At 69.1% G+C, this 16,900-nt stretch carries 15 protein-coding genes; 11 read left to right on the plus strand and 4 right to left on the minus strand.

Translation table 11 applies throughout. The features are described 5' to 3' along the window. The first annotated feature begins 336 nt into the window (after nt 1-336). Nucleotides 337-1,518: a low temperature requirement protein A gene (locus tag ACQPYA_RS13010; protein ID WP_433532838.1), complete on the plus strand. Its 1,182-nt coding sequence runs from the start codon at nt 337-339 to the stop codon at nt 1,516-1,518. Nucleotides 1,519-1,778: 260 nt separating this feature from the next. Here ACQPYA_RS13010 and ACQPYA_RS13015 read toward each other — a convergent pair whose 3' ends face one another. From ACQPYA_RS13015 to ACQPYA_RS13025, 3 genes are all read right to left on the minus strand, one after another. Further along, nucleotides 1,779-3,179 (minus strand): IS4 family transposase, encoded by a 1,401-nt coding sequence (locus tag ACQPYA_RS13015; protein ID WP_433528160.1) that lies wholly within the window; start codon nt 3,177-3,179, stop codon nt 1,779-1,781. A gap of 512 nt (nt 3,180-3,691) precedes the next feature. Continuing rightward, nucleotides 3,692-4,903: a hypothetical protein gene (locus tag ACQPYA_RS13020; protein WP_433532839.1), complete on the minus strand. Its 1,212-nt coding sequence runs from the start codon at nt 4,901-4,903 to the stop codon at nt 3,692-3,694. Between the two features lie 309 nt (nt 4,904-5,212). Continuing rightward, on the minus strand, nt 5,213-5,932 hold the full coding sequence (locus ACQPYA_RS13025; RefSeq protein WP_433532840.1) for a GNAT family N-acetyltransferase: 720 nt from the start codon (nt 5,930-5,932) through the stop codon (nt 5,213-5,215). A 534-nt stretch (nt 5,933-6,466) separates the two neighbouring features. On the opposite strand from ACQPYA_RS13025, the gene ACQPYA_RS13030 reads away from it, so the two are divergent. After that, complete coding sequence (locus tag ACQPYA_RS13030) at nt 6,467-7,048, plus strand: GNAT family N-acetyltransferase (RefSeq protein ID WP_433532841.1); 582 nt, start codon at nt 6,467-6,469, stop codon at nt 7,046-7,048. 389 nt (nt 7,049-7,437) lie between these two features. Here the strand turns inward: ACQPYA_RS13030 and ACQPYA_RS13035 are convergent, their stop codons facing one another. Further along, nucleotides 7,438-8,484 carry a GNAT family N-acetyltransferase gene (locus ACQPYA_RS13035; protein WP_433532842.1) on the minus strand — a complete coding sequence of 349 codons (1,047 nt, stop codon included), beginning with the start codon at nt 8,482-8,484 and terminating at the stop codon, nt 7,438-7,440. Between the two features lie 60 nt (nt 8,485-8,544). Here ACQPYA_RS13035 and ACQPYA_RS13040 point away from each other — a divergent pair, with 60 nt between their 5' ends. The 9 genes from ACQPYA_RS13040 (at nt 8,545) to ACQPYA_RS13080 (ending at nt 16,837) form a co-directional block, all read left to right on the plus strand. Then, nucleotides 8,545-8,937: an SCO5389 family protein gene (locus ACQPYA_RS13040; RefSeq protein ID WP_433532843.1), complete on the plus strand. Its 393-nt coding sequence runs from the start codon at nt 8,545-8,547 to the stop codon at nt 8,935-8,937. Continuing rightward, nucleotides 8,927-10,024 carry an LLM class flavin-dependent oxidoreductase gene (locus ACQPYA_RS13045; RefSeq protein WP_433532844.1) on the plus strand — a complete coding sequence of 366 codons (1,098 nt, stop codon included), beginning with the start codon at nt 8,927-8,929 and terminating at the stop codon, nt 10,022-10,024. The genes ACQPYA_RS13040 and ACQPYA_RS13045 overlap by 11 nt, the downstream gene beginning before the upstream one ends. A 9-nt stretch (nt 10,025-10,033) precedes the next feature. Next, nucleotides 10,034-11,011: an ATP-binding protein gene (locus tag ACQPYA_RS13050; protein ID WP_433532845.1), complete on the plus strand. Its 978-nt coding sequence runs from the start codon at nt 10,034-10,036 to the stop codon at nt 11,009-11,011. Nucleotides 11,012-11,128: 117 nt separating this feature from the next. Beyond that, a complete protein-coding gene (locus ACQPYA_RS13055) occupies nt 11,129-11,812 on the plus strand; it encodes a choice-of-anchor M domain-containing protein (RefSeq protein ID WP_433532846.1) in 684 nt (227 codons plus the stop codon). A 28-nt stretch (nt 11,813-11,840) separates the two neighbouring features. After that, nucleotides 11,841-12,497 carry a choice-of-anchor M domain-containing protein gene (locus ACQPYA_RS13060; protein WP_433532847.1) on the plus strand — a complete coding sequence of 219 codons (657 nt, stop codon included), beginning with the start codon at nt 11,841-11,843 and terminating at the stop codon, nt 12,495-12,497. 152 nt (nt 12,498-12,649) lie between these two features. Continuing rightward, on the plus strand, nt 12,650-14,227 hold the full coding sequence (locus ACQPYA_RS13065; protein ID WP_433532848.1) for an anchored repeat ABC transporter, substrate-binding protein: 1,578 nt from the start codon (nt 12,650-12,652) through the stop codon (nt 14,225-14,227). A 29-nt stretch (nt 14,228-14,256) separates the two neighbouring features. Then, nucleotides 14,257-15,171, plus strand: a complete 915-nt coding sequence (locus ACQPYA_RS13070) for a choice-of-anchor M domain-containing protein (protein WP_433533489.1) — start codon at nt 14,257-14,259, stop codon at nt 15,169-15,171. Then, complete coding sequence (locus ACQPYA_RS13075; protein ID WP_433532849.1) at nt 15,168-15,911, plus strand: anchored repeat-type ABC transporter ATP-binding subunit; 744 nt, start codon at nt 15,168-15,170, stop codon at nt 15,909-15,911. The genes ACQPYA_RS13070 and ACQPYA_RS13075 overlap by 4 nt, the downstream gene beginning before the upstream one ends. Then, on the plus strand, nt 15,911-16,837 hold the full coding sequence (locus ACQPYA_RS13080) for an anchored repeat-type ABC transporter permease subunit (RefSeq protein ID WP_433532850.1): 927 nt from the start codon (nt 15,911-15,913) through the stop codon (nt 16,835-16,837). The genes ACQPYA_RS13075 and ACQPYA_RS13080 overlap by 1 nt, the downstream gene beginning before the upstream one ends. Nucleotides 16,838-16,900 lie beyond the last annotated feature (63 nt).

The raw sequence follows: 16,900 nt of genomic DNA on the forward strand, positions 1-16,900 counted from the left end.
CGGCTTGCCGGGCGAAACAGGCTCGGGGCGCCAGGTCAAGTGAACCGGGGGAAGGGAAAGCGCGTAGGTAGCAATGTACGACGTGGCTCTGGTGTTCCCCTCCTGAGTTCAGCCCTGGCCCGACCGTCAGAGCCGGAGGCTCATTGTTCGGCCGGTGCTTGCTCTGCAAAATCGGTCGTACGTGGCTCTGTCCACCAACCAGTACGCCGACAGCTGTCGCGCCGACTCCGTGGATCAGCAACTCACCGAGCAGCAAGATTTATACGATATGTGCTGTATGAACTTCTACAGACTCTTCCCATCGCAGGCGCCGGTGGACGGTCGGCGGGTGCCGCGATGACCGCGGCCAACCCGAACGGCCTGCTACGCGCTGCCGACACCCCCCGTCGGGCCACACTTCTCGAACTCTTCTTCGATGTCGTCTTCGTCGTCGCCCTCGCGCTCCTGTCCGAGAGCCTCGTGACCAACCTGACCTGGAAGGGCATCACCGAAACGACCATCGCGTTCCTTGCCATCTGGTGGGTGTGGGTCCTGACCGCGCTGGTCACCGACCTCTACAACCCGGACAGCCAGGTCATCCAGGTGGTGACGGTCGGCGTCATGTTCGGCGCGCTGATGATGGCCGCCGCGTTGCCGGCCGCGTTCACCGACCGGGCACTCATCTTCGCCGGCGCCTACGTGGCCAGCCACCTCGGCCGAGGACTCCTCTTCTTCCTCACACTGCACGAACCGAGAGCGCGCCGCCGCGCGCTACGGATCTGGATCTGGTTCTGGATCTCCGCCGTGGCGTGGATCGCCGGCGCACTCACCGACGCCGACCAGCGCATCCTCCTGTGGGGAATCGCGGTGGCCATCGACTACCTGGCATTCGCGTTCGGCTACCCGATCCCGCGCCGGTCACGAATCGCCGCCACCCAATTCAACCCCGTCGCCGAACACATGGCCGAGCGATACCACCAGTTCTTCATCATCGCCCTGGGCGACATCATCCTGGTCGCCGGCCTCACCTACAGCGGACACGCGATCACCACCGAGCGGACCATGGCAATGGTGGTGGCGTTCGCCAGCGCCACCATCATGTTCCGAATCTACGTGCACCGCGCCGCCGCGCAGCTGACCCAGGCCATCGAGAAGGCCCGCGAACCCGGCCGGTTCGCCCGGTCCGCGCCCTACACCCATCTCCTGATGGTCGGTGGGGTCGTCGCTGCCGCCGCCAGCACGAAACTCATCATCACCCAGCCGACCGGCGCCCTCGCCCCGACATGGCTCCTCGTCATCCTCGGCGGGCCGGCGATCTTCCTCCTCGGCCGGACCCGCTTCGAGTACGAGGTCTTCGGCCGAACCGCCTGGCCACTGCTCGCCGGCATCGCACTACTCGCCGCGCTCACCCCGATCGCGCTCACCCTCACCCCGCTACTCGCCATGCTCTACGCCAACCTGATACTCCTGGCGATCATCGTGTTCGACATCACCCTCCGCGGGCGACGCAACCCCGTCCCAGCCGCACCGCCACTATGAACGCCCCGAAGCGTCCCTCGCAGCGTTCCCGGCGGCGAGCGCACGCCGGCACCGAGTTCGGCATACGTCCGGCGGTTCGCCGCCTAGCAGCGATCCGAGTGTGACATTGCGTGACGGATGTTGCTGAGCCCAGCCGCTCCCTGAGCGCGCGGATCTCCCCAGCCCCGGGAAGAACACAAAGCCGCGCGCTCATAGCCGATGAGCGCGCATGCCTCAGCGCGCAAGATCACGCCCGATCCATGATCGCAACGTTGTTGCGTTTAGCGTTTTGTGCGGGGGTCAAGTCCTTTTTCGAAGATTGTGATGGTGGCGTGGAAGGTGTAGGTCTGTGTGGTTGCGGGGTGTTGGCCGGCGTTGGGGCCGTATTTGCTGGTGGGGTTTTTGCGGGTGCGGGCTTTGACGCGTCGGGGACGTCCGGTGGGTAGGAGATGGGTCAGTGCGGCGTGGCCGATCGGGCCGATCAGGGTGGTGGGGGTGGTGGGTAGGACTGCGGTGGCGGTGGTGATGGTGTCGGCGGCGGTGGTGAGCAGGGTGGTGAAGCTGATCCGGTCGGTGTCGAGTCCGGGTTGGGTGTAGACGGTGTCCGCGGCGGTGCGGATGAGCGTCTGGTAGACGGTGAGTAGGGCGTAGACCTCTTGTTCGATGCCGGGGATGCTGCGGGAGCGCAGGACACGGCCGTGGAGCATGGTGGCTTTGATGGAGTAGTAGGTGGTTTCGCTCTGCCAGCGTTCGTGGTAGAGGTCGATGAGTTCGTGGGCGGGGTAGCGGGTGTGGTCGGTCAGGCTGGTGATCAGCCGCCAGGGTTCGTGGCGGACGGTGCCGTCGGCGAGGGTGACGGTGACCTGCGCTTCGATGATCCGCACGAGCATGAGGGCGGGTAGTTTGCCGTAGCCGATGCGGGTCAGGTAGGAGCCGTCGGGTAGGCGTTGGCCGATGACGGGGCGGCGGCAGGCCGTCGAGCGGACCAGGAAGTGTGCGCCGTGTTCACCGACGGCGTGCAGGAATGCCGCGTCGTCGAAGTTGGCGTCGGCCAGCAGCAGCATCGGGGAGTCCAGAGCGTCCAGCAGCTGGCGTCCGTAGACCGGTTCGCCGTCGCTGTCGGGGCCGAACGCGCAGGCGAGCAACGCGCGGGTGCCGCACTCGATCAGCACGAGCAGCCGCAGCAGCGGATAGCCGGCCTCGCGCCGGCCTACCCGTTTGCGATAGCAGCGGGTGATCTGTTCCCGCTCGGGTATGTGCAGATACGTGCCGTCAACGGCCACGGTGCGTAGGCCCCGGTAGAACACGCCAGGCTGACCAGGCAGCCCCACGACACCGGCCAACGTCTCGAACAACCGACGCAACGGCGCCGGCCCGACCCGACGGCGGGCCCGCGCAAGCGCCGACACGCTCGGCCGGACAAGCCCCAACCCGGCCAGAGCAGCGGTCAACTTCCCCCACGTCGCCCGATACGAACAATCCTCGAACACCGCGAGCGCGAGCACGAAATACACCACCACCCGAGACGGCAACAGCCGCACCCGCTTCTCCCGCACCCCCGTCTCCTGCACCACCGCGTCCACCAGGTCGAAATCGATGACCTGCGTCAACTCACCCAGATGCCCCGGCGCGTACACACCCCCGGCCACCTCCACCAACCTGGTGATGACAGACTTCTCCATGACGGGACTCCCGATGATCGCCTTGCTCGACACAAGTTGATCTACCAGGAGTCCCGTTCCCGCTACCCGGCAGGGGTTGACCCACCGACCACACCGCTAACGCAACAACGTTGTCCATGATCGAGTGGCATCGAAGCCCCAAGATGACCACTCGAACCTGGATCCAGTGCGATCGACCGTCCACGGTGTCCCGTCCGCCAACCACCTCCACCGAGGTGGCTTCTGCTCACGGCCACGATTTCACTGAGAAGTAATTATGTCGGTGTGAAATCACGGCCGTCCGGACAGCTGACACCACATCTCCACCGCCTCCCACTGCGGCAGCCTCCACGAGGCCAGGCCAGGCAACTACGCAGCGCCGCACGCCCTTACCCGGAAAGCTCTACTGCTCGCTCATGGCCGCGATGTGCGCTACGCAGGGTCGGCGATGAGCCCTCGACCCTGCCGAGGATCAGCTGACCATCTGGCCGGTCTGGCAGCCGGCTTTGCCGTGGGCGTGGGCGGCGGCCCCGCTACTGCGGGGCGGCGTTTTCGGCCTCCTTGAGTACGGCCAGACTCAGCCATGAGGTGAACTGCTGGTTGATGATGTGGCGTACGCGCAACGCGTCCAGCACTGCCTGCGGCTGGGTGATCTGCCACACCCTGACGTCGAAGCAAGGCAGCCCGTCGTCGTTGAAGTTCTGTTGCGGCAGGAATGGCAGCGCCCGCCAGGCGATGCCGGCGTTGCGCAGTTGGTCGACCTTCATGAAGGTGCCCAGGTTGGCCAGCAGGGTGGGTAACGGCACTGTCCGGCCACCGCCGTAGGTCGTGCGTAGGTTCTGCATGGTGTTCAGCTCGTTGCCGCTGATGCCAATGTCGGCCCGGTCGAGTTCGGCCCACCACAGCGCGTCGTACGCGCCGATATATCCCTGGAACAGCGCAGCTGTACCGTCGGTGGCCCGTTCCAGGACGAACTCGTGGATGGCGTCGTTCACCACGTTGATCAGTACCGGGCCCGGGTAGGTGGCCTGGACCAGCTGGGTCAGCGTTGCGGCGCCGTTGGCGCCGTGCAGCCTGCTCTCCTCGGCCACCAGCTCCACGTGGCCGCCCAGGTCCTGGATGCGGCCGATGAGGTATTTGGCGGTGGGGCCACAGGCACCGAAGAAGTTGCGGAACTGAGACCGGCCGAACGTCATCTTCGCCGGGTCATACCAGGCCAGCACGCTCTCCGGACGCCGGACCACACGGTGGGCCATCAACTGCTGCGGGTACGGGGTGTCCGGCACCCAACCCTGCAACGCAGTGTCCACCTCGCTCCAGTTGGCGAACCGCCAGCGTTCGGCCACAGTGTCTGCGGCCAGCGCGGCGAACCCGGGGCTGCCCAACCACGCCGCACCCTGGACCAGTGACTGATACACCTCGGCCTGCTGCAGGTCATGCAGGGTGGAGTATTCGACGACCGCCTGACCCCGACCGATGCGCACCGTGCCGGCCTTCTCCGCGCCGGACGGCGCAGCGTAGTTCAGCGCGACTGTGCTGGGTGGCGCATCCGATCCGCCGGCCCACTTCCTTTGCTGCAGCACCGCCAGCGCCTTGACCACAGCGTCAGCGTCAACGAACTTCCACAGCTTCGTCGAGCTGCCGAACAGCAGGGCCGGAATCCCGGCTGACACAGCCCCCACCGCAGCGGCATGCTGGGGCAGGTTCCTTGCCCGGTAGACGAGCGAGCCGACCTGTACCGTCACGTTCTACCTCCTCCGTCAGCCCACACAGGAGCCGCCGGGAACACGATGGGCCGCAGCGCCGGGCTAACGCAGTCACCGGGGCGACACTCCACGCAACCAGCAGCTTCCCGTCAGCTACCGCTCGTCAAGGACCAACCCGGCGGCCACCGGCAACCGCTGATCAACGCCCGAGATCATCGTTGAAAGACGGCCGCATCCCCGATCCATCACGCCGCGACGGAACCCACAGCAACCGCTCATGCCGCAGGTCGTGTGACTCGCGTCGCCCTCGGCGCGGCGGTCTGCGTACTGGCGATCTGGCATTTGGGCTCAGGTTCCGATCCGGATGCTCAGCTGAGCGCCGAACTGGCGGAAGCCCAGTGCCCGCGCTACTCGGCGCGATGGTTCCGGTCGAGCCCGCCACTGTGGCAGCAGATGGTTCGCCAAGGCGTCCGCGGCTGCTGCGGAGGCAACGGCACGTGCCAGCCCTCGCCCACGTTGATCCGGTGTGGTGAGTACGCACATGTGGGCCACCAACCCCGGCCAGCGTCGGTAGCCGGCGGCAGCGACAACGCGATCCCCGCGGCGCACCACGAACGGCGCAGAGGTGATGTCGGCCAACCCGCATTCGTCGGCGTCGTCCACCATGACAGAGGCCAGGAGCCTGGCGAGGTCGGCATGTTCTCCGGGAACCACCTCCGCGGCATCGAGCCCGGCCGGCTGGAAGTCGTCCGCATCGAGGTACGCCAGGCTCGCCGGACCCAGCACCTCGACGACCGGCAGGACAGCGCGCAGCCGGTCAGCGTCCGTCAGTGCGTCGACCGGCAGACCGAGCAGCACCTTGCGTACGGTCTCGGCCCAGTTGCGTGCCGGTACGGTGACGAGGGTGGCGTCGCCCAACGCGACGATCCCGACCCAGCCCGGCGGACAGAACCGCGATCCGGCCGAGACGGCTACGTCAACACCGCCGTCAGCGGGAAAGGCCATCGGAACGCCAGCCATCTCAAGCCAGATCCCACGAGCCTGAACGAGCAACGGATCATGGGCCATGGACGCATCCTCATGCCTGGCCCGACGCTCACGCCACCGAGTTCGCAGCCGTCGCGGCCGGGCACCCTCTTGCGCCGCATCTCGTCCGGCCAGTCGGCCTTGTCCGCCCGCTGAGGCCCGAGAAGCGCATTGCGGGGCTCGTGTAGGCGTGCAACCATCGCCCACGTGATGACGATCAGAAAGGGCCATGGCGCGTAGGTCTCCACCGACAGTGCGTGCCGCTCTTCCACGGCGTCTCCGGCCAGGCGTGACCTTGTCGGTGGTCGGCAGGCTGACGGCGAGAGCGGTTAGCCAGCTCCAGGTCCTCGAGCGCTCCCGGCTTGGTCCAAGTCCGTTTCCCGGCGCTCTGGCGGAATGGAAACGGACGGTCCACCGGCGCGATGTCTCGGCTTTGCTGGAGGAAGTCGGTGGGCACGGGTGCCCGTGCTGCGATCCAACCGAGGCTCGTGAGGTGCCGCAACAGGCTATGGCACTGCTGGCACCGCGCGCCCGGCGCGAGTTCTGGTTGGTCGGGCATCTATCACGGGAGGAAACATGACGCGCGTGTCGCTGCCCACCCCCACGCTGCACACCCCTCGCCTTCGGCTGCGTCCCTTTGACGACGCGGATGCGAACCATCTCTTCGCGCTGCACAGCAGCGCCTACGTGCTGCGCTACTGGGACGCTCCGCCGTGGAGCGAACGCGTGCGCGCCGATCGGTTCATCACGGCTTGCCGGCAGATGGCAGAGGAGGGCACCGGGGCGCGGTTGGCCGTGGATCGTGGCTCGGACGGAGCATTCATCGGCTGGTGCAGCCTGAACCGGTGGAATCCGGACTACCGCAGCGCATCGCTGGGCTACTGCTTCGACGATGCGGCGTGGGGCCACGGCTACGCGACGGAGGCCGCGCGCGTCTTGCTGCGGTGGGCATTCGACACGCTGGACCTGAACCGCGTCCAGGCTGAGACCGATACCCGCAACACGGCATCTGCCCACGTACTGGAGAAGCTCGGGTTCGTGCGTGAAGGGACGTTGCGGGAAGACTGCATCGTGAACGGCGAGGTCTCCGACTCGTGGGTCTACGGGCTGATCAGGCGAGAGTGGCTGCCGTCGTCCGAGCCGGTCCCTGCCCGCTGAGTCCTTGCTCCCTCGCGCGACGGCGCCGGATCTCCGGGCGCTTCGTTCCGCTGAGTGATGGGGCCGGCACAGTGCACTCTCATGCCGCTGATGGCGCGTCGGGCTGGGGAGAGACTTGGTAGGTGCGAAGGCGCAGTTGGTGCTGAGCTGGGAGCCTCGATCTCTTGGGGGCGGTGCTCGGGCTCCTTCATGTTGGCCATCACGGGCATGATCGGGTTCGTGCAGGGCTGGACCGATGGTGATCTCGAGGCGGAGTTCGAGCTTTCCGTGCGAGCGAAGCGTCGCATCCCGCTTGGACCTAGCAATCGTGCCCCGCGTCCCGATCCCATTGACGTCCGGGCCTACCACCGATGCGGTGCCGCCTTCACCCATCTGTCCTGTCGCCCGGCTCAGGTGGTCGGGCTCCATACCCATGGGGTGGTGGTAGTGACCGGGTGTAGGCCCAGGCGTTGGAGGATGGGTCGGCTGTCCGTGGAGGCGTCGACCAGGAGGTAGGTTATGCCCCGGTCGGTGGCGATCTGCGCGCGGCGGGCGACCAGGGTGCGGTAGATGCCCTTGCCTCGCCACTGTCTGAGGGTCGAGCCGCCCCACAGGGCGGCGAACTGCGTACCGGGGAGAATGACCAGCCAGGCCGCCGATACGACCTCGCCCGCGGCCTCCGCGACGAGCACGACGATGTTTTCCGCAGCCGAGCAGATGCGGTCGTGTAGGTCATCGGCCAGCCAGGACCAGTCGGCGCCCCAGACCTCGGACTCCATGGCCGCGATCCGGCGTAGGTCGGTCAGGTCCGTCGTTGCGCGGACCGTGATGCCGTCGGGGGCTTCGCCGGAAGCGATCAGGTCGGCTGCCAGACCGATGACGACGGTTTCCTCATCCTCCGGCGCGAATCCGGCCAGCTGTAGCCGAGCGGGGAGGTCCCGCCGGTCGTGGCCGTACGTCTTCCACTCGACGGCCTGGCCACGCGCCGCGCTGCGGTTGCGCACCCGACCGATGAGCGCGTCCAGTTCCTCGACGGTGAGGCCATCAAGATCCTGGGCGAAGGCGAACCCTCGCGCAGGCGTGGCGACCTGCAGGACCGGTCCGTCCCACGACGGCCTCCAACTGCCCGGCAGCCGCGAAGCGATGGTGCCCCGCACCTGCTGGTCATGCAGGGCAAGAAGTTCAGTGCGAGTCAGCATCACGGCAGACGATCCCATCGGCGTTCCTTGCCGGCAAGCCGATTCCGCCATCCTCTTGGTGCCCGTGGAACGTGCTGCGGCGAACGTGCTGAGGCTCTTGCGGTGCGCGCGGCTGCGGCGCGTCGCGCCGGGCAACTCCGTGCCCGCATCGTCGCCAGCGTTGGTGCCACAAGGGTGGGCCGCCTGCGCCGGTGGCGGGCTGAAGTCCGACCGGCGACGTCGATGGCCCTCCGTGTCCGGGCATTGACGGGTGGTCATCGTCGTGATGTGCTCTGCCGTAACGATAGCGACAACCGTAATCGTTAAGTGAGGAGAGCTATGTCACTCACCGTGCCACCGGACCTGTTGCGGGCCGCCGAGTCGGGGTCAGTCGACGACGAGGAGTTCGTGACCTGCGTACGCGAGTCGCTGCCGTACGCGTGGCAGACCGTCAGCCGGGTGGCGGCGGACCTGGCCGCCTCCGACGGCGAGTTTGCCGACAATGTGATCCCGCCGCCCAGCGAGGCGGAACGGGGCCAACTGCTGCGCGCCCTGGCCAGCGACGCCATCCGGGCCAGCCTGGAGCGCCACTTCGGCGTCAAGCTGGCGTTCCAGAACTGCCACCGGGTGGCGGCGTTCCGGCCGTCGGCGGTGGACTCCGACACCTACCGCCGTTTCGTGTCCGTCCGCGGTCAACTGCTCAACCAGTCCCCTGAGCTGCGTGACTGCTGATCCTGCCGGAGCCCGGCGGGCGGGGCGGGGTGTGCGTGCGCACCTGTTCCTGCTCGCCGGGCGGCGTCCCGGTAGCGCCCACGCCGAGGCGCTCGCGGACGCCCACCGGTACGGGCGCGCGGCGGAGGCGGCCGGGTTCGACGGCGTGTGGATCGCCGAGCACCACTTCATCTCCTACGGCGTCTGTCCCTCGGCGACCGTCTTTGCCGCGCATCTGCTCGGCGCCACCCGGAGCATCGCGGTCGGCACCGCGGCGTGTGTCCTGTCCAACCGGCATCCGGTGGCGCTCGGCGAGGAGGCGGCGCTGCTGCACGAACTCTCCGGCGGCCGGTTCCGGCTGGGGGTCGGCCGGGGCGGCCCGTGGGTGGACCTCGAGGTCTTCGGCACCGGTCTGGACCGCTACCACCACGGCTTCGGCGACTCGCTGGACCTGCTGGTCCGGTGGCTGTCCGGGGAGCCGGCGGTGGAAGGCAACCAGCGCTTCCCGTTCCGGCCGGTCCCGGTGGTGCCGCGACCGCGCAGCCGGGTTCCGCTCTGGGTCGCCGCGACCTCGGTGTCCACGGTCGACCTCGCCGCGCGGTACGGTCTGCCGCTGCTGCTCGGCCTGCACGCCGATCTGGCCGAGAAGGCGGAACTGCTGGACCGCCACGCCCGAGTGGCCGCCGCGCACGGCCATGATCCCGCCGGCATCGAGCACGCCAGCGCGCACCTTGCCCAGGTGGCGGAGACCGATCGGGCGGCGGCACAGGCGGTGCGGGCCGGACTTCCCCCGCTGCTGGCCGGCACCGCGGATTACGTGCGCCTGGACGGCGCGCCGGCCGGGCGGCGCGACCCGGCGCGCTACGTGGACCACCTGATCGACATCCACCCCGTCGGCTCGCCCCGCCGTTGCCGGGAGGCCGTCGACCGGGCCGCGGACCTGCCGGGCGTACGGCATCTGCTGTTCATGGTGGAGGGGGCTGGCGGGCGGGCGCGGACCCTGGACACGATCCGCCGGCTGGCGACGGACGTGCTCGACCTTCCCGCTCCGGCGGCCCGGGCGATCCACTACCATGCGTCAAATGGAAACGGATACCAATGGCGTTAGTGTGGGGTGGTGGCGGTGAAGGTCGCGTTCGTCGGCAAGGGCGGCAGTGGGAAGACCACCCTCACCGCGTTGTTCGCCCGTCATCTCGCCGCCGAGGGGCGGCCCGTGCTGGCCATCGACGCCGACATCAACCAGCACCTCGCGGCGGCCCTCGGCGGGCCCGCGCGCGCCGCCACCACGATGACGCCGCTGGGCGCGTATCTACCGGCGATCAAGGAGTACCTGCGCGGCGACAACCCGCGCATCGGCTCGGCCGCCGAGATGGTGAAGACCACCCCGCCGGGGCGCGGCTCGCGGTTGCTGCGGGTGGCCGAGGAGAACCCGGTGTACGCGGCCTGCGTCGAGGCGGTCGGCGGGGTGCGGCTGGCGGCGACCGGTGAGTTCAGCGCCGAGGACCTGGGTGTGTCCTGCTACCACTCCAAGGTCGGCGCGGTGGAGTTGCTGCTCAACCACATGCTCGACGGGCCCGACGAGTACGTGGTGGTGGACATGACCGCTGGCGCCGACTCGTTCGCCTCGGGGCTGTTCACCCGCTTCGACCGGACCTTCCTGGTCTGCGAGCCGACCGTGCGCGGGGTCAGCGTCTACCACCAGTACGCCGGCTACGCCCGTGACTACGGGGTGGCCCTCTCCGTGGTCGGCAACAAGGTGGAGGACGCCACCGACGTGGAGTTCCTCCGCGAGCACGTCGGCACCGACCTGCTGACCTGGCTGGGCCGCTCGGCGTACGTGCGCCGGGCCGAACGCGGCACCGTCGGGCCACTCGACGGACTGGAGGCGGCGAACCGGGCCGTGCTGGGCCGACTGGCCGACGTCGTCGACGGCACCCCCCAGGACTGGGCGGCCTTCACCCGGTGGGCCCACGAATTCCACCGACGCAACGCCGACGCCTGGGCCAACGACCGCACCGGCGTCGACCTCGCCACACAGATCGACCCGGACTTCCGGATGGGCCCCGCGCCGGTTGCCGCGACGCCGGTTCCCTGAGCTAGCGGATCGATCATCAAACATCGGGCGGGGGACACCTATCGCGATCAGATGAAAACGAATACCATTACGGTTAGGTGGTTCACTGGGGGCCATCGGGAAGGAGTCTGTCTTGTGTTGACCGCAACCCGCCGTCGCCTCAGGGGCGCGATGCTGATCAGCGCCACGATGGCCGCGGCGCTGGTCGTCTCGGCCGCTCCGGCGCAGGCCCACGGCGCGTCGGTGCCGGTGGTCCTCTCCGCCGGGCACGTCGACGTGATCGAGGTGGAGTACGAGGACGGCGCGCTCGAACTCGGGGTGCACGACGACACCGTCGACCCGGGTGTGCACCGGCACCACTCGGATGTCGTCTTCGTCGTGAAGTCATCGGCGAAGACCACGGTTCCCGCCGATCCGGCCTACGCCTTCCTGGGCAGTGCCGGCGCGCCGGTGTGGATCCTGCCGCAGGTGCAGAACGAGAACCTGCTCTGGGCCGGTATCGCCACCGAGGAACTGGAGGACGGGGTCTTCGAGGGCGACTCGGTGGACCTGACCGTGCAGCAACTGATCAGCGCGCCCAGCTCCGGGAAGGTGGCGATCTACACGGAGAACCTGTTCGGGCTGCCGACGGTGCTCGCCAACAGCGGTGACGGCCTGCCCGACGCCGTGGAACTGCCGGTGGGCGACCACCTGCACGCCAACTGGGCGTTCAGCAAGGCCGGCGTGTACCTGCTCAAGGTGAAGGCCAGTGCGGTCCTGGCGGGCACCACGACCGTCGTGGAATCCGACTCGGTCCAGCTGCGCTTCGTCGTCCTGCCCTGACCGCGACCGAAAGATGGGGAGAACCGAGATGGATAGTTACCGTTCCCGCCGCTGGATCGCGGGTGCCGTCTCGACGGTGCTGGCCGGAGTGCTCTCGCTGGCGGTCGCCACGCCGGCCAGGGCCGCCGTCATCGAGCTGACCAGCGGGCACGTCGACATCATCGACGTCAACCACGCCGCCGGTGGCCCGATCGTGGTCAGCGTGCACGACGACACCGGCGCGACCTCGGTGGAGCGTGACCCGTCCACCGTCGTGTTCAGGGTGCCCGCCGCCGCGTACACCGCCGTGCCGTCGGGCTCGGCGTGGTCGTTCCTCGGCAGCGGCGGCCACGCGTACGTCCTGCCACAGACCAACACGGCGGGGCTGCTCTGGGCCGGCTGGAACACCACCGAGGTGGCCAGCGGAGCGTTGCAGAACAACCGGGTGGTGTTCCGGTTGACCAATGTGCAGGGGCCTGGCGGGTTCAGCGTCTTCACCGCCTCGGGTGGCACCCCGACGGTGTTGTTCGACAGTGGTGACGGGCTGCCGGACAACCTGAACGTCAACCGCAACGTGCACGCCCACCTGAACTGGGGCTTCGACGTCGCGGGCACCTACGTGGCGACCTTCGAGGTCAGCGGGGTGCGGGCGGCCAACGGGCAGACCGTGAGCACGACCAAGGACTTCACCTTCCAGGTTGGCTGAGCCACCCGAGGTCCCGCTGAGCCGCGCCCAGCCCGCATCGCCTGCGGGCTGGGCGCGGCCGGTCGGGGTGCGACCAGCCTCAAGGACGATGATAACCATTACCATCAGCGTGGTAGCCTGCTGCGCTCCGGCGCTGGAAGGAGGGGAGATCCGTGCGGAACATCCGTTGGCTGGCCCTGCCGCTCGTCTTGGTCGTCGCCCTGGCCGGGTGCGTCCGCGTCGATGTGCTCAGCGACCGCGACGGACGAGTCCAGGTGGTGACGACGACCGGCATCCTGCGGGATCTGGTGCGCAACGTGGGCGGCGACCGGGTCGTGGTCAGCTCGCTGGTGCCCGACGGCGCTGATCCGCACGCGTACGAGCCGTCCCTGCGCGACGTGCGCAACGTCGTCTACGCCGATGTCGCCTTCAGCAACTACATGCTTCTGGAGGAGCACGCCGTCATCAAGGCGCTCGACGCCAACCTGAGGCGGGGCGTGCCGAACGTCTCGCTGGCCGAGGGCGCGGTCAAGTACGCGGCCGAGATCATCCCACTGGTCGAGGACGCCGCGCTGGACACCATCTGGCTCGGCATGCGGGTGCGCGGCGCGGGTACCGGCTACGGAGCCAACCGCTCCTCGGACGTCCTGTTCAGCGCCACCGCGGTAACCGGGCCTGGTGCGATGGCCGCCTACCTGACCGAGTCGTTCGGCAAGCCGACCTTCTACCTCAACTCGGCCGACGGCTTCGACGCGGCCGACGGGTACCGGGACGACACCGCGACCCTGCCGCCGGACGCGCACACGCACATGAGTTGGGCGTTCGCTGAGCCTGGCGTGTACCGGCTCACCATGACGGCGCGGCTGGCGGTGACCCCGGACACCCGGCCGGTCCCGCTCGGCGAGCAGACCTTCACCTTCGCCGTCGGGATCGACCCGCACCGCGTCCCCGGTCTGGCCGACGCGGTGGTGCTGCGCTCGGGCCACGCCGACCTGACCGTCGACCTCGACGCCGTCGCGCGCGGCGAACCCGCGATCTACCTGCTTGACGAGCCGCACGGCAGCGACGACGCCCACCAGCACCGCCACGACCCGGCGCGAACCGTCATCGAGGTGCCGAACAGGGCGCTCGCCCAGGTGCCGGCCGACCGGGCGTTCCGCTTCCTCGGCCGGCCCGGAACCCAGATCCACCAGCTCCCGCAGGCGGTGCTCGGCAAGCACGTGCACGGCGAGATCGACCCGCACCTGTGGCAGAACGTCCGCAACGCCATCTCCTACGTGGAACTGATCCGGGACACCCTGATCGGCGTCGATCCGGCCGGGGCGGCGGCGTACCGGGACAACGCCACCGCCTACGTTGCGGAGCTGGAGGCACTCGACGCCTACGTACGGGACACCATCGCGCAGGTTCCGCCCGGTCAGCGGCACCTGATCACCACGCACGACGCGTTCGGCTACCTCGGCGCCGCGTACGACGTGCAGATCTCCGGATTCGTCACACCGCACCCGGCCGCCGAGCCGAGCCTGGCCGATCGTCGCCGGCTCACCGAGACGATCCGCAACCTCCACGTGCCGGCGGTGTTCCTGGAGCCCAACCTCCGGGCCCGGTCGTCGACCCTTACCGAGGTGGCCAGGTCACTCGACGTGCGTGTCTGCGAGATCTACGGCGACACCTTCGACGGCCGGGTCACCAGCTACATCCAGATGATGCGCTTCAACGCCGAGTCGCTGCGGGACTGCCTGGCGACATGAAGGAGGTACCTGTGAGAGCCCTCCGTCTGATGACGGTGGTCCTGCTGGCCCTGCTCGGGCCAGCCAGCGCCGCGTCGGCGGCCCAGCCCGCGCCGCCGGATCCGGCGCTTGACCAGTCGATCGCCCCCGACCAGCCGGTCGCCGCCGGGCCGGCGGTGCTCTCCGCCGGCCACGTCGACCTCGGGCCACGCTACGTCGACGGCGAATGGACCCTCCTCGTCCACGACGACGCGGCCGAACCGGTGTGGCGGGACCCCGACCAGACCGTGCTGCGGGTCACCGACGCGGCGATCCAGACGGTCCCGGACGATCCCGCGTACGAGTTCCTCGGTGTCGCCCCCGGAACCCGGGTGCACGTGGTGCCGCAGGTGCAGCACGACGATGTCGTCTGGGTGGGGTGGAACACGCAGGACCCCCGGGTGATGCGGACCATCGACCGGGGGGTGACCCTCGAACTCGCCGGCGTCGACGGTCCGGGCACGGTCACCATGTACGTCCAGGCCGGCACGTTCAACGCGCCGCAGGTGTTGTGGCGTTCCGCCGAGCCGCCGGGACAGCCGATGTGGGTGGAGGTCAACACCCACACGCACGCCAACTGGGTGTTCACCGAGCCTGGTGTCTACCTGGTCGCGGTCCGGGTCGGCGCCGACCTGATCAGCGGCGAGCGGATGTCGGCCGTCCGGCATCTGCGGTTCGCCGTCGGCGACGCGACGAGCACGGAGGCGGCGCTGGCCGCGCAGCCGGGCAGCGTCGAACCCGCGGCATCGCCGGCCGCGGCGGACGCGGGCGGTGACGGGCCCGCGGAAGGATCCCGGCAGTGGCTTCCGCTCGGCCTGGCCGCGACCGCGGCCGGGCTGGCGGTGGCGCTGGCCGTGGTGGTGCTGCGCGGGCGGGCGGCACGCCGCCGGGCCGAGCGGGAGCGGGCGGCGGGGGCGGCGGAATGAGCGCGCTGGAGGTCGAAGACCTCGACGTCGATCTCGGTGGCCGGCCGGTGCTGCGCGGTGTGCGGCTGCGGGTCGCTCCCGGTGACCTGGTGGGGCTGGTCGGGCCGAACGGCGCCGGCAAGACCACCCTGCTGCGCGCGGTCCTCGCCCTGGTCCGCCGCCGGTCCGGCCGGGTGCTGGTCGCGGGCGTGCCGAGCCGGCCCGGTCGGGCCGCGGTCGGGTACGTGCCGCAACGGCACGAGTTTGCCTGGGAGTTTCCGATCTCGGTGGAGCAGGCCGTCCTCAGCGGCCGGACCGGACGGCTCGGCCTGCTGCGCCGCCCTGGACTGCCCGACTGGCGGGCGGTGGCCGAGGCGATCGATCGCGTGCGCCTCGGCGACCTGCGCCGCCGACCGGTCGGCGAACTCTCCGGTGGACAACGGCAACGGGTGCTGGTGGCGCGGGCGCTCGCGCTGGAGCCGCAACTGCTCCTGCTCGACGAACCATTCACCGGGTTGGACCTGCCCACCCAGGAACTGCTCGGTGACCTGTTCACCGGGCTCGCGGCGGAAGGGAAGGCGCTGCTGATGACCACCCACGACCTGATCGGGGCGATGTCGTCCTGCACCCGACTGATCCTGCTGAACCAGCGGGTGATCGCGCAGGGCGCACCGGCCGACCTGCGCGACCCGCAGGTGTGGATGCGGACGTTCGGGGTCAGCGACCGCTCGCCGTTGCTGCGGATCGTCCAGGCCAGCTGATGCCGATCACCGATTTCCTCACCGATCTCTTCAACCCTGACCTGGCGTTCCTGCCCAAGGCGCTGGCGATAGCCGTGATGTCCAGTGTGGTCTGCGGCGTCATCGGCTGCTACGTGGTGCTGCGCGGGATGGCGTTCATCGGCGACGCGGTCGCCCACGCGGTCTTTCCCGGCCTGGCGGTCGCCTTCGTGTTGCAGGGCAGCCTGGTCCTCGGAGGCGCGGTCGCCGGCGTCGTGACGGCGCTGCTGATCGCCGTGTTCGCCCAGCACCGCCGGGTCAGGGAGGACTCCCTGATCGGCGTCTTCTTCGTGGCCGCGTTCGCCCTCGGCATCGTGATCATTTCGCGGGCGCCCGGCTACGCCGGATCGCTGCAACAGTTCCTCTTCGGCTCGATCACCGGCATCCCGGACCGGGACCTCTACACCGTCGGGTTCACCGGCCTGGCGATCCTCGCGGTGGTGTTCCTGCTGCACAAGGAACTGGTCGCGGTCAGCCTGGATCGGGAGATGGCCCGCTCGGTCGGGCTGCCGGTGTTCTGGCTGGACATCGTGCTCTACGTGCTGGTCACCCTGGCTGTGGTGATCTCGTTGCAGACCATCGGGAACATCCTGGTGCTCGCCCTGCTGATCACCCCCGCCGCCGCGGCCCGACTGCTGACCGACCGGCTGGCGCTGATGATGCTGCTGGCTCCGCTGGTCGGTGGCGGGTCGGCGCTGGTGGGCCTCTACCTGTCGTGGAGCTACGACCTTCCGGTGGGCGGAACGATCGTGCTGGTCGCCACCGCCGTGTTCCTGCTGGCCTGGCTCTTCGCGCCTCGGCACGGCCTGGTGCTGCGGCGCTGGCGCGACCGGCGGCCGGGCGACAGCACCGCGACATCGCAGGTCACCCCCGAGCCGTCAGCGATGCCCGAACGGGCGATGCGATAATGAAAATGAGTGCCGTTATCATGTGGCGGAACCATTGCTACGGCTAGCAACCCCGCGCCCCTC

The organism is Micromonospora sp. CA-263727 (genome assembly GCF_050942455.1).
Lineage (GTDB): Bacteria > Actinomycetota > Actinomycetes > Mycobacteriales > Micromonosporaceae > Micromonospora.

What these genes read in the sequence shown, in the direction of transcription:
- ACQPYA_RS13010 (WP_433532838.1), top strand. Translation starts at nt 337, where the DNA reads ATGACCGCGGCCAACCCGAACGGCCTGCTACGCGCTGCCGACACCCCC.
- ACQPYA_RS13015 (WP_433528160.1), bottom strand. Translation starts at nt 3,179, where the DNA reads ATGGAGAAGTCTGTCATCACCAGGTTGGTGGAGGTGGCCGGGGGTGTG.
- ACQPYA_RS13025 (WP_433532840.1), bottom strand. Translation starts at nt 5,932, where the DNA reads ATGGCCCATGATCCGTTGCTCGTTCAGGCTCGTGGGATCTGGCTTGAG.
- ACQPYA_RS13030 (WP_433532841.1), top strand. Translation starts at nt 6,467, where the DNA reads ATGACGCGCGTGTCGCTGCCCACCCCCACGCTGCACACCCCTCGCCTT.
- ACQPYA_RS13035 (WP_433532842.1), bottom strand. Translation starts at nt 8,484, where the DNA reads ATGACCACCCGTCAATGCCCGGACACGGAGGGCCATCGACGTCGCCGG.
- ACQPYA_RS13040 (WP_433532843.1), top strand. Translation starts at nt 8,545, where the DNA reads ATGTCACTCACCGTGCCACCGGACCTGTTGCGGGCCGCCGAGTCGGGG.
- ACQPYA_RS13060 (WP_433532847.1), top strand. Translation starts at nt 11,841, where the DNA reads ATGGATAGTTACCGTTCCCGCCGCTGGATCGCGGGTGCCGTCTCGACG.
- ACQPYA_RS13070 (WP_433533489.1), top strand. Translation starts at nt 14,257, where the DNA reads ATGACGGTGGTCCTGCTGGCCCTGCTCGGGCCAGCCAGCGCCGCGTCG.
- ACQPYA_RS13075 (WP_433532849.1), top strand. Translation starts at nt 15,168, where the DNA reads ATGAGCGCGCTGGAGGTCGAAGACCTCGACGTCGATCTCGGTGGCCGG.
- ACQPYA_RS13080 (WP_433532850.1), top strand. Translation starts at nt 15,911, where the DNA reads ATGCCGATCACCGATTTCCTCACCGATCTCTTCAACCCTGACCTGGCG.